Below are 14,638 nucleotides of genomic sequence, written 5' to 3' on the forward strand. Positions count from 1 at the left end.
GCGAGTCCAGCGGCGTCATCACTGCCCGATCAGCACTGCCCCGCGGATGCCCGTCATCCTCGAAACGATCAAAGCGCTCCAGAAATCACTGGCTCGGATCCGAGCTGGTTTTCGCGGTGGTTGAGCCAGGTTGGCTCGCCACGGCGAATCGCAGCGTATTTCCCGAAAGATCCTGGACCGTCAGCACTCCCTCGGCCAGTTCGGCCGGATGATCCGCCGAACGCAGCCGCCCGGCGAGCTCTTCGAGGTCCCGCGTCCCGGGCAGCGTAAGGTTCACCGCGAGCAGCTGGGCGCTGTCCTCCGGGGCGGGCTCGCTGTCGGCGGTGCTGAACCGGTTGGTGACCACGATCATGCTGCGCTGTTCGCCAGGGCCGACGCCGAGGAACTTGCGCCCCATCCGGGCACCGACCTCGAACCCGAGCACGTCACAGTAGAACGGTTCGCTGTCCTCCAGCTCGGCGTCGGTGACCTTCAGCTGGACGTGCCCGAGTTCCGTGGCCGGGGCGAGCCCCTCGAACGGCGCCTCCGCTTCCGGATCGGCCGTCAGCGCGGACAGCTCCATCGGGTGAGCGACCAGCACCGGCAGCCCGTCCGCCCACCGCCATTCCGCGCGCGGGCGCGCCGCGGTCAGTTCCACGGTATGTCCGTCCGGATCGACCACATAGCAGGACTCCGAGACCTCGTGATCGATCAGCCTGGCTTCGGAGTGCGTGCCGAGAAAATGCCGGGCGAACCGGCCAAGATCGGAGCGGCGCGGCAGCTGCGGCGCCACGTGACTGAGCCCGGGACTGGATTCCGGCGCGGGCCGCGCCCCCGGAAGCTCGTGCAGCACCAGCAGCGTGCGTCCGGAAACCCCGAACCGCGCCCGACCCCCGTTCCTCTCGATCAGGTCCAGACCGAGGGCGTTCGTGTAGTACGCCGTACTCCGCTCGAGATCACCGACGGTCAGCTCGACCGAATCGAGCACGACCCCGCTGCTGATCCGAAACCTGCTCATCTTCACTCTTGCCTCCGTGCCGTTGTCTCGGTGTCACTTTCAGTGTAACGAACATGTTCGTTACGAACAAGTTCGAACTGTTCGGATCGTTCGGATTCGCGCTCACGCAGTGACCGCGACTAATATCCGCCCGTGACCGCCAACCTGACCGCGCTGCACTGCGTCAACTCCTGGGAAGCCGCCTATCTGCGCGATGAGGTGAACGGCTACTTCGCCAACGGCATCGAGCTCGCCCCGGGCGCGACCGTGCTCGACGTCGGCGCCAATATCGGGGTCTTCTCCGCGGCCGTGCACGAACGATCGGCCGGCGAGGCGCGAATCTATGCCTTCGAGCCGTTGCCGCCGCTGCACGCGATACTCGAACGCAACGCCCGTGAGTTCTTCGGCGGACGCGTGACCACCTTGCCCTACGGACTCTCCGCCAGCGAGGCGGAACTCGAGTTCAGCTATTTCCCCGCCGCCACGATTTTCTCGTCCTCCTTCCGGGACAAGGGGAATGTCGATGCCGAACGGCGGCGCATCGCCGCAAGCATCGCCGAGATGATGCGCCGTGAGGAGAACGGATCGGCGGTTTCCCGGATGCCCGCCCCCATCCTGCGCGCCCTCGTCGGCCGCCAACTGCGTTCGATGCGGCAACTCGAGACCCATCGGGTCCGGGTCCGACCGCTGTCCCGGGTACTCGAGGAACACCACATCGAGCACATCGACCTGCTGAAAGTCGATGTCGAGGGCGCCGAACTCGAGGTACTGCACGGGATCGAGGACCGGCATTGGCCGCTGATCCGCCAGGCCGTCGTCGAGGTCGAGGGCTGGCGGCGAAACGGTGCGGTGATCGCCGAACTCCTCGGTGAACACGGCTTCTCGATCAGCACCGAACAGGGGCCGGTCCAGCGGGCGGCCGATGTCGGCATGGTTTTCGCCATCCGCTGACCGAATTCGATCCGCGCATTCCGTGACGGGAATTCCGAATGACAAGACCACACCTTTTCGGAACCTTCGTCAGTTGAAGTTCAATTGAGCAATAATGGTGAGCTCTCTCTTTTTTCTACCGCGCCGTTCAATCTCGATGGAGCTTGAACCGGATGCGGGCCGATAGCCGAGGGTAAGCGATCGGCCCCCTGACCCGGCCGGTTGCACACATCGAGCCGCCAGGGCACGCGGTTTCAATGAAAAGTACAAGACGATGATTTAGCCTTCCTGTATCGCGTCTTGAGTATTTTATTTCGATGTCTCATTTCGAAGACGGCGTCTTGTCAGGAGCCGTGCTTTCAACTTAATCTGCTAGCTGTCCTTGGTTATGAGAGGCATTCTCACAGAATGAGAGGACACGAAAATGAGTCAGGCAGCAGACAAAGTGCTCGTGGTTCTGGATCACGTGGCTGCCAGCGGGGAACCGGTCAGCGCGATGTCGGTCGCGGGTCAGCTCGGCCTGGACAAGTCGACGTGCTCGCGGTTGCTCGCCCTGCTCGTCCAGCGGGGATGGCTGGTCCGGGATCACCGCTCGAGGCTGTTCAGCATCGGACCGATCCTCGCCCGGCTCGGTGCCACCGCCGTGCTCAACAACCGTTTTCAGTCGATACTGCTGCCCCTGTTGACGAAACTGCGCGACCAGACCGGCGAGACCATCGGATTCAATCGCCGCACCGGGGATCACCGGGTCACCGTCGCCGGACTGGAGAGCCAGGAGGTGATCCGCCGGATCCTGCCGATCGGTGAATCCTTCTTTCTCCCGTACGGGCCATCGGGAAAGGCGATCATGGCGTTCGTCGACGGTCCGCAACGGGATGCGCTGCTGGCCACACTCGATCCGCCCGAGGCCGACATCCTGGCAGCACAGCTCATCTCCGTGGCACGGATCGGGTACTTCTCCTCGGATGTCGACCATGTTCCCGGCGCGAGCGCGGTGTCGGTTCCGGTGTTCGACGCCAACGGCATCTTCGGCTCGCTCACCATCGCCGGACCGGGCCAGCGCTGGACCGCCGCCCGGCGGGAGCGCGCGACACCCGCGCTGCTGGCCGCGGGTCAGGCCCTTTCCCAGAGCATGGGCTACTGCGAGAACCGCTACCAGCAATGGCGGCGCGCTTTCGACCAATCGAGACAGGAGGCGGCGGTATGAGATATCGGCCGCGGGCACGCTAGACCCGCACCACTTCGGTCCCCGATCAACCGGCCGCACGGCTCGGCAACCAAAGCCGTTTCATTGTTCCCGGCATTCACCGAAGGGCGCAGCCATGCCTTGATCCGGCCGGACCCTGATCCGTTTCCCGCACATTCCCACTGCCGACAATGGAGTCGTCCTGATGACATTCACCTCGTTACCCGATCGCGAAATCTCTCCCGTGCTGCAGGATCTCAGCCGCAGGCGGGTACTCCGGCTCAGCGCGGCCACCGGTGCAGGGATCGCGGTCGGCGTTCCGGCGCTGTCCGGATGCTCGCTCGGCAGTGCGCCCGCGAACCGGCCATCGAGCCCGCCGCCGGGCAAGCCGACCGGGGTACTGCGGATCGCCAACAACGCCGAACCGCAGAGCCTGGATCCGACGATCGTCTCCAATATCGCCGACCTCGGCATCCTCAAGCACAATATCTACGAGAGCTTGGTGCACTATCGCACCGGAACGAACAAACTGGAACCACAGCTGGCCGAAAGCTACGAGTCCTCGCCCGATACCCGCGAATGGATCTTCCGGCTGCGGCGGGGAGTGAAGTTCCACGATGGCTCGGATTTCACCTCCGCCTCGGTCAAGGCCTCCTTCGAGTACGCGAAGAACAGCGGCGGATCCACCGGCCGGTTCCTCCCCGACAACGCGACCTACGATGTGTCCGATCCGCATGTCCTGCGGGTCACCATGCCCACCCCGTTTCCCGATATGGCCAGGAACGTGGCGGCACAGAAACTGCTCTCCCCCAAACTGCTCGCCGCCGGGGAATCGGCGATCAAGCAGAAACCCGCGGGCACCGGACCGTTCCGGTTCGTCAGCTACCGGACCGCGCAGAGCGTCATCCTGGAGGCGAATCCGGACTACTGGCAGCACGGCGGAGGCCCCTATCTCGAGCGGCTGGAATTCCTCATCATTCCCGACCAGGACAGCCGGATCGCGGCGCTGCGCTCGGGCAGCGTGGATCTGGTCCTGCAGCTCACGCCCACGGATTCGGTCACCCTGCAGGGAGATCCGAACATGGTGGTCACCAGGAACCAGGCGTGGACGACGAGCAGGCTGTTCCTGTTCACCAAGACCCCGCCGATGGACAACGTCAAACTGCGCCAGGCACTGGCCTGCGCCATCGACCGGCAGGCGCTGATCAAGAGTGTGCTGCGCGGTGTCGGCGGCAAACCGAGCAACAGCTGGGTCGCGCCCGGCGTCTACGGCTATCAGGAACCCACGGACGCCAACACCTACGACCCGGACCGTGCGCGGAAACTGATCGCGGAAAGTGGGCTGCGCACACCGGTGCCCATCACCATCGCCTTCTCCAAGGACGTCATCGGGCCGGGCGAACAGCTCGCCCAGGCGATTTCCGGAATGGCCAAGAAAGTCGGCATCGACCTCACCGTGCTCTCCAAACCTGGCGGTGAACTCACCAAGGTGATGACCAACCAGGCGCCCGGCCCCCGGCCGTGGCACGGCATGGTCGGCACCCGGACCTTCGTCACCGGCGGGGCCGCGCACTGCATCGCGCTGAAATGCCTTCCGCGGGAGAACCAGCTCGACGATCCGCAAATAACCGATCTCGGCAAACAGGTGCTCAACACGCCGGACGGGCCCGCGCGGGAACGGTTGTTCGAGGATATCGAGAATCGGGTGGCGGGCCTCGAACCCGTGATAACGCTCTACGCGCAGACGGCGCTGAACGCGCATCGCGCCAACGTCCGGGGATTCGTGCCGCCGCAGGACGGGCTGATCCCGGAGTACCGCTCGGTCTACCTTTCCCGTTGAGCGCGGTTCGGCTCCTCGATCCGTGGCATGGCCATGCCTAAGGAACCCCACCATGATCAAACGTTATGTGCTCGGCCGCCTCACCCAGGGAATCATCGTCCTCTTCGGCGCGGTCGCGATCAGTTTCCTGCTCACCAACGTGATCGGCAAACCCGCGGATGTTCTCGGTGGCGATTCCCTCACCCCGGCACAGCGCGCGGTCCTCAACGCGAAACTCGGTTATGACCGGCCGATGCCGGAACGATTCCTGAGTTTCCTGAAGGGAGTGGTGACCGGGGATTTCGGGAAGTCGTACCGCACCGATGACAGTGCGATCGGCCTCGTGCTCCGGGCCCTGCCCAACACCCTCGTGCTCGTCCTGCTCGCGATGGCCCTCGCGGTGCTCATCGCCGTGCTGCTGGCGATCTTCAGCGTGCGGCACCGGGAACGGCGCTCCGATCGCCTGCTGCGCCGGGTGATCGGAGTGCTGCAGGGAATGCCCGAGTTCTGGCTGGCGCTGATGATGATCCTGCTGTTCTCGGTGCAGCTGCGGCTGTTCCCCAGTTTCGGTTTCTACAGCGCTTCCTCGCTGATACTTCCGGTGGTCTCGCTCGCGATTCCGATGGTGCCGATGCTGTTCCGCATCGTCCGCGGCCAATTGCTCGATGTGCTCTCCGGTGAATTCGTGGACGCCATGCGTGCGCGGGGGCTGACCGAACGGTTCATCCTCTACCGGCACGTGCTGCCGAACACCGCCGGTCCCAGTGCGACCTTCGGTGCCCTGCAGCTTGGCCACCTCATCGGCGGCAGCCTCATCGTGGAAACCATCTTCTCCTGGCCCGGAATCGGCAACCTGACCGTCTCCGCGGTCCAGGCGCGCGATTTCACGGTCGTGCAAACGGTCATCATCATCGTGGCCGCGTTCTACGTCCTGCTCAACCTCGCCGCGGACCTGATCGTGCTCGCGGCCGACCCACGTGTGCGGGTAGGTGTCTCATGACGGCGATTCCCCTGCGTCTGTTCCGTCTCCCGGCCAGAGCGGGTGCCGCTTCGCTGCGTGCGGGAGGAATTCTGCTCGGCGGGCTGATCCTGCTCTCCCTGATCGCGCGCTTTTTCCTGCCCGATCCGAACAGCCAGCAGCTGACCAGTGGCAATCTTCCGCCGTTCTCGGCGGGGCACCCGTTCGGCACCGACCTGCTCGGCCGCGATGTGTTCACCTGGTGCGCGAGCGGTATCACCACCTCGCTGTCGGTCGGGCTGGCCGTGGTCGTGGTCAGTGCCCTCGTCGGGGTGCTGGTCGGCACCTTCGCCGGATACGCGGGCGGCTGGGCGGACGCGGTGCTGATGCGGTTGGTGGATCTGCAGCTCGCGGTGCCGCCACTGCTGATCTTCCTGGCCGCCTCGATGGTGATCACCCGAAACATCCCGGTGCTGATCGTGCTGCTTGCCTCGGTGAGCTGGGTTCCCTACGCGCGGCTGGTGCGGGCGCGGGTACTCACCGAACGCGAGCGCGGATACATCGCGGCCGCCCGGCTCGCCGGTACCCGAAGGCTCGGTATCGCCTTCGGCCACTTCGTCCCGGCCTGCACCACACCCATCATCGTGTACGCCTCGCTGCACATCGGATTCGTCATGCTGGCCGAATCGGCGCTGTCCTTCCTCGGCCTCGGCCTGGAACCGCCGACCATCAGCCTCGGATACCTGATCTCCCAAGGGCGCAACGAACTCACCAGCGACTGGTGGATAGCGACCTTCCCCGGCGTGATGATCGTGCTCCTCGTGGTGGCCACCAATCTGATCGGCGACGGCCTGCGGGACCGCTTCCACCTCGACTCAGGAGACGTGTGATGACCACCGGAACACCGCACACCGAGGCACTCGGCGTGCAAGACCTCACCGTGCTGACGAACGCGGGCACCCGGATCGTCACCGAGGTGAATCTGTCCGTGCGCGCCGGAGAACTGCTCGGCCTGCTCGGCGAGACCGGTGCGGGGAAAACCATGACCGCGCGCGCCATCCTCGGCCTGCAGCCGCGCGCGCTGCACGCCACCGGACGGGTCCGGTTCGGCGGCGGGGAATGGCTTTCCCTTGCCCAGCGGGGAGAACTCGCCCGGCATCGGGGCCGGACCGCCGGGCTCATGCTGCAGAACCCCATGGGAGCCTTCGATCCGATCAAACGGATCGGCCCGCAACTGATCGAAGCGGTGGTGCACAACGGGATCATGACCAGGGAACGGGCCATCACCCGCGCCAGGAGTCTGTGCCACCATCTCGGGCTCGAGGAGACGGATTCCGTCTTCCGGCTCTACCCGCACCAGCTCTCCGGCGGGATGAGCCAGCGCGTCGCCCTGGCCCTGACCCTGATGCCCGCGCCCAAGGTACTGCTCGTCGACGAACCGACATCCGCGCTCGATGCCAATCTGCGGGTCGAGGCGCTCAACCTGGTGCGTTCCGTCGCCCGCGAGGACGGCACCGCGATCGTGCTGATCTCCCACGATCTCGGTCTGGTCAGCCGGTTCTGCGACAGCATCGCCGTGCTCTACGCGGGCCGGCTCGCCGAATACGGGCCCACCGCGGACATCCTCGGCGCACCCGCGCACCCGTACACGAGCACGTTGATCTCGTGTTCCCTCGGCCTGGACAGCCCGCGCCGCACCGCCTTGCCCACGGTCGGCGGGGAACCACCGTTACCCGGTCAGCTGCCGAACGGGTGCTGTTTCCATCCGCGCTGCCCCGAGGTCCGGGAACGGTGCGCACTGGAACAGCCCGAATTCATCGCCGGACCCGAACGCGGGGTCGCCTGCCACTTCGCCACCCAGGAGGTGCACTGATGTTCATCGACACACCCGCCATCGAAGTAGCCGGGATCACGAAGACCTTCGGTTCCCGCGCGGTCCGGCCCGCACTGGACACGGTGTCGTTCACCGTGTTCCCGGGGTGCACGACGGCCGTCGTCGGGGAAAGCGGTGCCGGAAAGACCACGCTCATCCGCTGCGTCGCCGGTCTGGAGAAACCGTCCTCCGGGGACATTCTCATCCACGGCAGGCCACTCCTGTTGCGGCCCGGCCGCACCAGCCCGGTGCAGATGGTCTTCCAGAATCCCTCGGATGCACTCGATCCCATGCGCAGCATCGGTTCGAGCATCGCCGAGCCACTGCGCGGTACCGCTCGCGGGCAGCGGCGGGCCCGGGTGCGGGAGCTGCTCTCGCTCGTCGGCATCAACCCGTCCCGGGCCGGGGAACGGCCACGTGCCTTCTCCGGCGGGCAGCTGCAACGCGTGGTGGTGGCACGGGCGCTGGCCCCCGCACCGGATGTGCTGCTCTGCGACGAGCCCACCTCCGCACTCGATGTCTCCGTACAGGCACAGATCATCAATCTGCTGCTCGAACTCCAGGAACAGCACAGCTTCGCCATGGTGCTCGTCACGCACGACCTCGCCGTCGCCAAGGTACTCGCGGACGACATTCTCGTGCTGCGCAAGGGAACCGCCCGGTTCCACGGGGATGTACGCGAGCTGCTCACGCCGAGCGAACCACTCGAGGAATACGTCGCAGGCCTCGTGGACACCTCCCGGGCGAGCGAACTCAGCTGTGCAAAACCCGCACCACCGCGGCCTCAGGACCTGACCTTCCTCACCGGGGCCTGAACGAGCGCCCGGGTGCCGGTTATCGGACAGGGTTTGTCGCTCGCGGGCCCCGTCCGGGATCCCGGTCTCCCCTAGTCTCGCGGATATGACCGCTGTCCTCAGCCGCACCCGGGATCCCGAACTGCTCGACGAGCTGTCCCGGCGACTGGTGCCGGACGAGATGTGGCTCGTGATCGAACCGATGCTCCCGGCGGGGCACCCACGCCCGCAGGGCGGCGGACGGACCCGCGTCGGAGATCGCGCCGTGTTCACCGCCATCGTCTTCGTCGTGACCACCGGCTGCGCCTGGCGGCACCTCCCGCCGTTGTTCGGGGTCACCGTTCCCACCGCGCATCGCCGGTTCTGCGAATGGACCGAGGCCGGGCTGTGGCGCGCGCTCGAGCACGCGGTGCGCGAGGAACTGAGCTGCGCCTGCCTCATCGACTGGTACCGGACGATCCTGGACAACGTCTCCGTGCGCGCCGGGAAGCACCCGGCCTGCTGACCCGAACGGCGGTACCACCTGTCGACCGTTTACGCAGGTCACACGCTTCTCGCGGGCGCGAGCGCGCCTTGACACCCCACAGAGAACAAGGTAAAACAACATGAGCGGTCACGCCCTGATCGAGAGGTCCCGGGGAGGTCGCGAGCTTCCGTCCGAGATTGGGGGACGACGACATGTTCGCTCTCGAGCGTCGGCAATTCATCGTCCGGGAAGCACAGAAACGCGGCAGCGTCGACGTTGCCGATCTCGCTGCCACCATCGGGGTCACCACCGAAACCGTCCGCCGCGACCTCACCCTGTTGGAACAGCAGAACATACTCCGCCGCGTGCACGGCGGAGCCGTACCGGTCGAATCCGTCAATCCCGTTCCCGGCCTTGCCGAGGGCCCCGACCTCATGGCGAGCGCGAAACGTGCCATCGGAAAGCGCGCCGCCGCCCTACTTCCGCGAACCGGCACGATCCTGATCGACTCGGGCACGACGACCGCGCAGCTCGCCGCGGCGATCCCGGAGGACCGGGAACTCACCGTGATCACCAACGCCCCGCCGATCGGCGAGTCCCTGGTCCGGTTGCCCCTGCTCACGGTTCACCTGCTCGGCGGTCGGCTGCGCCCTTCGCCGCTGGCCACGGTCGATCACTGGGCACTGGAGCAGCTCGGTTCCCTCGATGTGGATGTCGCGTTCATCGGCACCTACGGGATTTCATCGGCCAGGGGGTTCTCCACCCCGGATTCCTTCGAATCGGCCGTCAAGCGCGCCATGGTCAAGTCCGCCAAGAAAGTGGTCGTGCTCGCCGACAACACGAAGATGGAGAACTCGTTCATGTCCGTGTTCGCCCCGTTGGACAGTGTCGATGTGCTCGTCACCGACTCCGGCGCACCACGGGAAAAGGTCGCCGCGTTGCGCGAGAGCGGCTTACCGGTCGAACTGTCCCGCCGTCTCGGCCGCGGGGAAGCCGGGGAAAGGGAGAATCGGGCACCCGGGCGTAGTCTGACCGGATGGCCGACCAGTCCGCGGTTCCCGAAGCCGTCCGAGCACCGGTCCGGTTCGGCACCGCGGAGCTGAGCCCGGACGAGACCGCCGAGCACCGGTGGCGGGTCCTCGTCGACGGTGTCCTGCAGTCCTATGTGGACCTCGCGGATCCGGAGAACCTGGTGCTGCCCTACACGAACTGGATGGCCTCGACGATCGAGGAACACTGGGCCGGGCAGCGGCCGCTGACCGCGGTGCACATCGGCGGTGGCGGTTGTTCCCTCGCCCGCTACCTCGCCCGGACGCGCCCCGGATCGGCGCAGACCGTGTTCGAGCTCGACGAACCGCTCACCGGGCTCATCCGGGAACACCTCGGCCTCGACGATGTTCCCGGGCTGCGGGTCGAAGCCATCGACGGGCGGGCCGGAATCGAGCGGTTGCCCGGGCGATCCGCGGATCTCGTGGTGCTCGACGCCTTCCGGGCGGGTGCCCCGGACACCGGAATGGCCACGGTGGAATTCCTCGAGCGGATCGCGCGCGTGCTGCGCCCCGGCGGGCTGTACCTGGCCAATGTGTGGGGCGCGGGCGAACTGGACTTCCTGCTCGGTGCGGCCGCCGGGATGGATGTGGTGTTCTCCCGGATGGCCGCCCTCTCCGAGGCCGGGGTCTTCATGCGGGTCCGGCCGGGCAATGTGGTGCTCGCCGGGGTGCGGGCTCCGTCGCCGGACCGGGAACTCGGCGGCTGGGCCGCGGGCACCGGTGGCGAGGTGTTCTGCCTGGATCCGGCCACCCTGGCGGCCGCCTGCGGAACGGCCGCCCCGCTGACCGGTGCCGGGGACGGCTACCCGGAACCGCCCCCGGTGCGCCCCTGGCCCCGGCTCGACACCTGAATCGGCTTCAGACGCTCAGTCGAAGGGCATCGGGGCGAGGTTCTTGTTCGCGGGGCACGGATTCGGGAAATCGGGCAGCCCGACACTCGGTCCGTTCGGGATCCCCATCGACAGCATCCACGAATAGAGGCTGTAGACCACCGCGTTGAGGTTGTCGCAGAACGGTCCCAGCACCGTGCCGGTGACATCGGCCTTGCGCTGGATCATGCCGCGCAGCTCGTTCTCGTAGGGCTGCAGGTTCTTCCGGATCTCCGCGGAGTTCGGAAGCCGCGAGCGGTCCACGGACTCGAGGTAGTCGTGCACCTGGGTGCGTACCTGCTCCGGGTCCCGTTGGGTCAACGGCACACCGGTCTGCGCGCTGCCCGGCTCCGGAGTGGCCTTCGGTTGCCGCGGCGCCGGTGCCGGGGCCGGGGAACGCTTTGCCTGCTCGTTCTGCACCGCGGCGCGAACCTGGGCCGAGGACTCCGCCGGTGACTCGGGCGCGGCCTGCTTGACGTGGCCCCCGCCCTGGATCCCGGCGAAAATCACGACGAGCGCGACCAGTGCCGCCACCGCGAGCGCCGCTATGCCAGCTCTTTTCACCATGATGTTCTTCCCTGTCGGTCGGCTCGTATCACCGGAAGCCTCAGAAGCCCTTGGTCAGCAGGGGCCAGGCACGTTTGAGTTCGTGAATCCAGTAACCCCACATGTGGGTTCCCGCGCCGTAGAAGTGCGTCGTGACCGGGATGTTCAGCCGGTTGAGCTTGTTCACGAACATCAGCGAGTTCGGCAGGGTCGGCATCTCGAACATGTTCAGCCCGTTGTCGGTGATCAGGTGCAGCGGGCCGGGGAAACCGTTGCCGGTGGCGATGTAGAGCCGCGTTCCGCGCAGGTTCTCCGCATTGTCATAGGGATTGTGCGCTTTCCAGATATCGGCCTGCGCGACCGGATCACCCCAGAGCGCTTCCTGCTTCTGGCCGGTACGGAAATTTCCGACCATGACCCCGAAGTCACCGAACATCGAGCGAACGTTCGGTGTGCCACTGAAGGCCGCGGCCGCCTGGAACATGCCCGGCCGCCGGGAGGCGTACTCCATCGCACCGTAGGCACCCGCGGAGAGTCCGGCCACCGCGCGCTGCTGCCCGGCGTGGTAGTTGCGCTCCAGAATCTGGCGCATCTCGTCGAGGTGGAACTTCTCCCAGTTCGGTGGCCCGTATTTGCCGTAGTTCCACCAGTCCGAGAAGTTCCCGTTCGCCCCGTCGGTCGGCATCGCGATGAGCACGTTCTTGTTCTTCGCGAAGGCGGCGATATCGGTCAGTTCGGTCCAGGCCCGGAAGTCCTTGGGTTCGCAGCACCCGGGAAGCAGATAGAGGACCGGCCAGGTACGCGTGGCGTTCGGCGTCCATCCCGGCGGAAGCAGCAGGCGCATCCCCACATTCGTACCCACCGCGGGCGACTGCATGATCACGTCCAGCATCTGCCCATTCGGCTGGGTCTGCTGGACCACCTTCGCGCCGTCATCGGCCGCGCTCAGCGTGCGCGGTGCCGCACCGGCGAAATTGGCCGATCCGATGGACAGCACCAAGGCCCCCAGCAGAGCGCACGCGAGCTGCACAGGTCTTCTTGGCTTCATGGAATCGAACGATAACCCCGAAATCCGTGCGGCTGACCCGAAAACCACCTGCAACGGGGAACTTTCCGCGGAACCCGTAACGAACCGCGGAGCGAAGCTTTATCCGAAAAGCGTAGTGTCGAAACGGTAGCCGAAAACCGTGGCCACGACTACCCATCGCGACCACGGTGGGCCGTCAGACCACGAGCCAGTCCCGCACGGCCGCGGCCATCGCGGACACATCGGCTTCCGGAACCACGCGCGCGATATGCCCGTCCGGACGGACGAGCAGTCCCGCGAACGTGTTCGAAGGCGGCACCCGGCGCACATCGAGGTGTTGCCCGCCGAAGCTCGTGAAGGCGCCCGCGGGCGTGGCATCGGCGATCAGGAACCGGTCCGGCCGCAGCAGGCGGAACACGCTCTCGCCGTCCGCACGCAGATCCGGCACCCGCTCGCCGCTCGTCGCCGTGCCCGGATAGCGCACATCGAGCCCGGCAAGCCAGCGGGCGAGGGTTTCCCCGGTGCCGCCCGGCCCGGTGATCAGGTCGGTGAACAGCTCGCGCAGCGCCGATCCCGCCGGAGTGAAGGTGGTCATCAGGCCGGACTGGGCCAGGGTGTTGCGCGCCAGCTGGGCGGACTGCCGCGCACGCTCGCTGTGGTAGTCGTGCTCGCCCTCGGTGATCGCGGCGGGCGCACGGCCACCGAGTTCCGCGGCGAGTTTCCACGCGAGATTGGCGGCGTCCTGAATCCCGGCGTTGAGCCCCTGACCTCCTGCGGGGAGATGGATGTGCGCGGCGTCCCCGGCGAGGAACACCCGCCCGCTGCGATATCGCTCGGCGCGGCGGGTGCCATCGTTGGCGGTGGACTTCCAGGTCACCTCGCGCAGCCCGAAATCGGTCCCCGCGATGCCGTGCAGGATCTCGCGCAGCCCGTGCTCGGTGAGCCCTTCGGACTGGCGTGCACGGACCTGTTCCGGGCTCAGTCCCGCATCGCACGGCCGCGCGCCGAACACCCGGTGCAGCCCGTCCGGCAGCGGGGTGATGCTGACCCATCCGTTCTCGTGCGTCCAATGGTGCAGCACCTCCGCCGGCGGATCGGCCAGCCGCACATCGGCGACGAACCCGCACAGCGAGGGCAGCGTTCCGGGGTAGTCGATCCCGGCGCAGCCGCGGACCACGCTGCGCGCACCGTCCGCCCCGAGCACATACCGGGCCTCGTGCACCTGCGCACCGGCATACACCCGGACACCGTCCGCGTCCTGCTCCACCGCGGTGACCTCGTGCGTGTACCGCACATCCACCCCGCGCGCGGACAGGTGCCGGGCGAGTACCGCTTCGGTGTGGTGCTGGCCGAGCATCAGCACGAACGGATAGGGCGTCGGCAGTTCGCGGTAGTCCAGCAGTTCCGGCAGCACGGCGAAGTGTGCCCGTCCGGTCGGCCGCCCGAGCGCGAGCAGCTCGTCGGTGACCGTGCGCCCGGTGTCCGTCCGGATGGCGTCCAGCAGTTCGAGGGTGCGCGGATGAATGGTCGTCGCCTTGCCCTGAGCCTGGCGCGGCCCCTCGGGACCACGTTCCAGGACCCGCACCGTGACCCCGGCCGCGTCCAGTAGCGCGGCCGCGGTCATCCCGACCGGTCCGGCTCCGACGACGATGACCTCGGGGTTCACTCGCCACGCCCCGGCCGGAGCAGCCACATGCCGGTGGCGAGCCCCGTGGTCGATGCGATGTGGATGGTCAGCGCTTTCCGGTTCGGCGCCCAGGTGCCCGTGGTCGGCCCGCCGGACCACATCGCGGCGACGAATCCGCCCGTGATGCTGGCCATCGCGGCCCACATCCGCCGGTCCCGCTGCTCGGTGAGCAAGCCGATCCCGAGCGCCCCGAAGGCACCGAGAGTGATCAGGGCTTCGCGCGCCATGTGGTACTGCACGTGCCCTGCCCCGTGCCGGGCCTCGGGCGCGCGGTAGCTGCTGTCCCGGATGTGCGTGACGGTCTGCCACACCGAGGGTGCCGCGGCTGCCAGTCCGAGCACCGAGGTGGCCAGTCCGATCCGCTTACGCATCTCCATCATCTCCAATAGTTGAACCTTAAGAAGATTAACGTTAATATACTGAGTCTTCATGTTCTGATCAAGGCCTGTTACTCTTCG

General features: G+C 66.8%; 14 protein-coding genes and 1 pseudogene. 10 read left to right on the forward strand and 5 right to left on the reverse strand.

Annotation, left to right across the window (positions count from 1 at the left end; all coding sequences use genetic code 11):
- Positions 1-85 precede the first annotated feature (85 nt).
- On the reverse strand, positions 86-997 hold the full coding sequence (locus tag AD72_RS09125) for a VOC family protein (protein WP_063890726.1): 912 nt from the start codon (positions 995-997) through the stop codon (positions 86-88).
- A 132-nt stretch (positions 998-1,129) separates the two neighbouring features.
- Here AD72_RS09125 and AD72_RS09130 point away from each other — a divergent pair, with 132 nt between their 5' ends.
- The 10 genes and pseudogenes from AD72_RS09130 to AD72_RS09175 all read left to right on the forward strand — a co-directional run bounded on the left by AD72_RS09130 (position 1,130) and on the right by AD72_RS09175 (position 10,902).
- A complete protein-coding gene (locus tag AD72_RS09130) occupies positions 1,130-1,927 on the forward strand; it encodes an FkbM family methyltransferase (protein ID WP_031465998.1) in 798 nt (265 codons plus the stop codon).
- Between the two features lie 403 nt (positions 1,928-2,330).
- On the forward strand, positions 2,331-3,113 hold the full coding sequence (locus AD72_RS09135; protein ID WP_037345211.1) for an IclR family transcriptional regulator: 783 nt from the start codon (positions 2,331-2,333) through the stop codon (positions 3,111-3,113).
- Between the two features lie 184 nt (positions 3,114-3,297).
- Positions 3,298-4,932, forward strand: coding sequence for an ABC transporter substrate-binding protein (locus AD72_RS09140; RefSeq protein WP_031466000.1), 1,635 nt, complete (start codon positions 3,298-3,300; stop codon positions 4,930-4,932).
- Positions 4,933-4,984: 52 nt separating this feature from the next.
- A complete protein-coding gene (locus AD72_RS09145) occupies positions 4,985-5,911 on the forward strand; it encodes an ABC transporter permease (protein WP_051898282.1) in 927 nt (308 codons plus the stop codon).
- Positions 5,908-6,759: an ABC transporter permease gene (locus AD72_RS09150; RefSeq protein WP_051898284.1), complete on the forward strand. Its 852-nt coding sequence runs from the start codon at positions 5,908-5,910 to the stop codon at positions 6,757-6,759. The genes AD72_RS09145 and AD72_RS09150 overlap by 4 nt, the downstream gene beginning before the upstream one ends.
- Complete coding sequence (locus AD72_RS09155) at positions 6,651-7,742, forward strand: ABC transporter ATP-binding protein (RefSeq protein ID WP_484592861.1); 1,092 nt, start codon at positions 6,651-6,653, stop codon at positions 7,740-7,742. Before AD72_RS09150 ends, AD72_RS09155 begins: the two co-directional genes overlap by 109 nt.
- The gene (locus tag AD72_RS09160) at positions 7,742-8,557 is read left to right on the forward strand and encodes an ABC transporter ATP-binding protein (protein ID WP_051898287.1); all 816 of its coding nucleotides are present in this window, start codon (positions 7,742-7,744) and stop codon (positions 8,555-8,557) included. The genes AD72_RS09155 and AD72_RS09160 overlap by 1 nt, the downstream gene beginning before the upstream one ends.
- Positions 8,558-8,678: 121 nt before the next feature.
- Positions 8,679-9,026, forward strand: a pseudogene (locus tag AD72_RS09165) (transposase); the annotation flags it as partial.
- 188 nt (positions 9,027-9,214) lie between these two features.
- A complete protein-coding gene (locus AD72_RS09170; RefSeq protein WP_082468828.1) occupies positions 9,215-10,105 on the forward strand; it encodes a DeoR/GlpR family DNA-binding transcription regulator in 891 nt (296 codons plus the stop codon).
- On the forward strand, positions 10,039-10,902 hold the full coding sequence (locus AD72_RS09175; protein ID WP_031466007.1) for a spermidine synthase: 864 nt from the start codon (positions 10,039-10,041) through the stop codon (positions 10,900-10,902). Before AD72_RS09170 ends, AD72_RS09175 begins: the two co-directional genes overlap by 67 nt.
- 15 nt (positions 10,903-10,917) lie before the next feature.
- Here AD72_RS09175 and AD72_RS09180 read toward each other — a convergent pair whose 3' ends face one another.
- The 4 genes from AD72_RS09180 to AD72_RS09195 all read right to left on the reverse strand — a co-directional run bounded on the left by AD72_RS09180 (position 10,918) and on the right by AD72_RS09195 (position 14,551).
- Positions 10,918-11,487 (reverse strand): hypothetical protein, encoded by a 570-nt coding sequence (locus AD72_RS09180; protein WP_156365111.1) that lies wholly within the window; start codon positions 11,485-11,487, stop codon positions 10,918-10,920.
- Between the two features lie 40 nt (positions 11,488-11,527).
- Positions 11,528-12,463, reverse strand: a complete 936-nt coding sequence (locus tag AD72_RS09185) for an alpha/beta hydrolase (RefSeq protein WP_231644772.1) — start codon at positions 12,461-12,463, stop codon at positions 11,528-11,530.
- Between the two features lie 226 nt (positions 12,464-12,689).
- Entirely contained in the window at positions 12,690-14,159 is a 1,470-nt protein-coding gene (locus AD72_RS09190; RefSeq protein ID WP_031466010.1) for an FAD-dependent monooxygenase, read from the reverse strand.
- Positions 14,156-14,551, reverse strand: coding sequence for a hypothetical protein (locus AD72_RS09195; RefSeq protein WP_231644766.1), 396 nt, complete (start codon positions 14,549-14,551; stop codon positions 14,156-14,158). The genes AD72_RS09190 and AD72_RS09195 overlap by 4 nt, the downstream gene beginning before the upstream one ends.
- Positions 14,552-14,638: the final 87 nt, after the last annotated feature.

This window comes from Sciscionella sediminilitoris, assembly GCF_000737195.2.
GTDB lineage: Bacteria > Actinomycetota > Actinomycetes > Mycobacteriales > Pseudonocardiaceae > Sciscionella > Sciscionella sediminilitoris.

Excerpts from the sequence above, each read along its gene's own strand:
- AD72_RS09170 (WP_082468828.1), top strand. The coding sequence starts at position 9,215 with ATGTTCGCTCTCGAGCGTCGGCAATTCATCGTCCGGGAAGCACAGAAA.
- AD72_RS09135 (WP_037345211.1), top strand. The coding sequence starts at position 2,331 with ATGAGTCAGGCAGCAGACAAAGTGCTCGTGGTTCTGGATCACGTGGCT.
- AD72_RS09180 (WP_156365111.1), bottom strand. The coding sequence starts at position 11,487 with ATGGTGAAAAGAGCTGGCATAGCGGCGCTCGCGGTGGCGGCACTGGTC.
- AD72_RS09160 (WP_051898287.1), top strand. The coding sequence starts at position 7,742 with ATGTTCATCGACACACCCGCCATCGAAGTAGCCGGGATCACGAAGACC.
- AD72_RS09140 (WP_031466000.1), top strand. The coding sequence starts at position 3,298 with ATGACATTCACCTCGTTACCCGATCGCGAAATCTCTCCCGTGCTGCAG.
- AD72_RS09195 (WP_231644766.1), bottom strand. The coding sequence starts at position 14,551 with ATGCGTAAGCGGATCGGACTGGCCACCTCGGTGCTCGGACTGGCAGCC.
- AD72_RS09145 (WP_051898282.1), top strand. The coding sequence starts at position 4,985 with ATGATCAAACGTTATGTGCTCGGCCGCCTCACCCAGGGAATCATCGTC.
- AD72_RS09175 (WP_031466007.1), top strand. The coding sequence starts at position 10,039 with ATGGCCGACCAGTCCGCGGTTCCCGAAGCCGTCCGAGCACCGGTCCGG.
- AD72_RS09150 (WP_051898284.1), top strand. The coding sequence starts at position 5,908 with ATGACGGCGATTCCCCTGCGTCTGTTCCGTCTCCCGGCCAGAGCGGGT.
- AD72_RS09125 (WP_063890726.1), bottom strand. The coding sequence starts at position 997 with ATGAGCAGGTTTCGGATCAGCAGCGGGGTCGTGCTCGATTCGGTCGAG.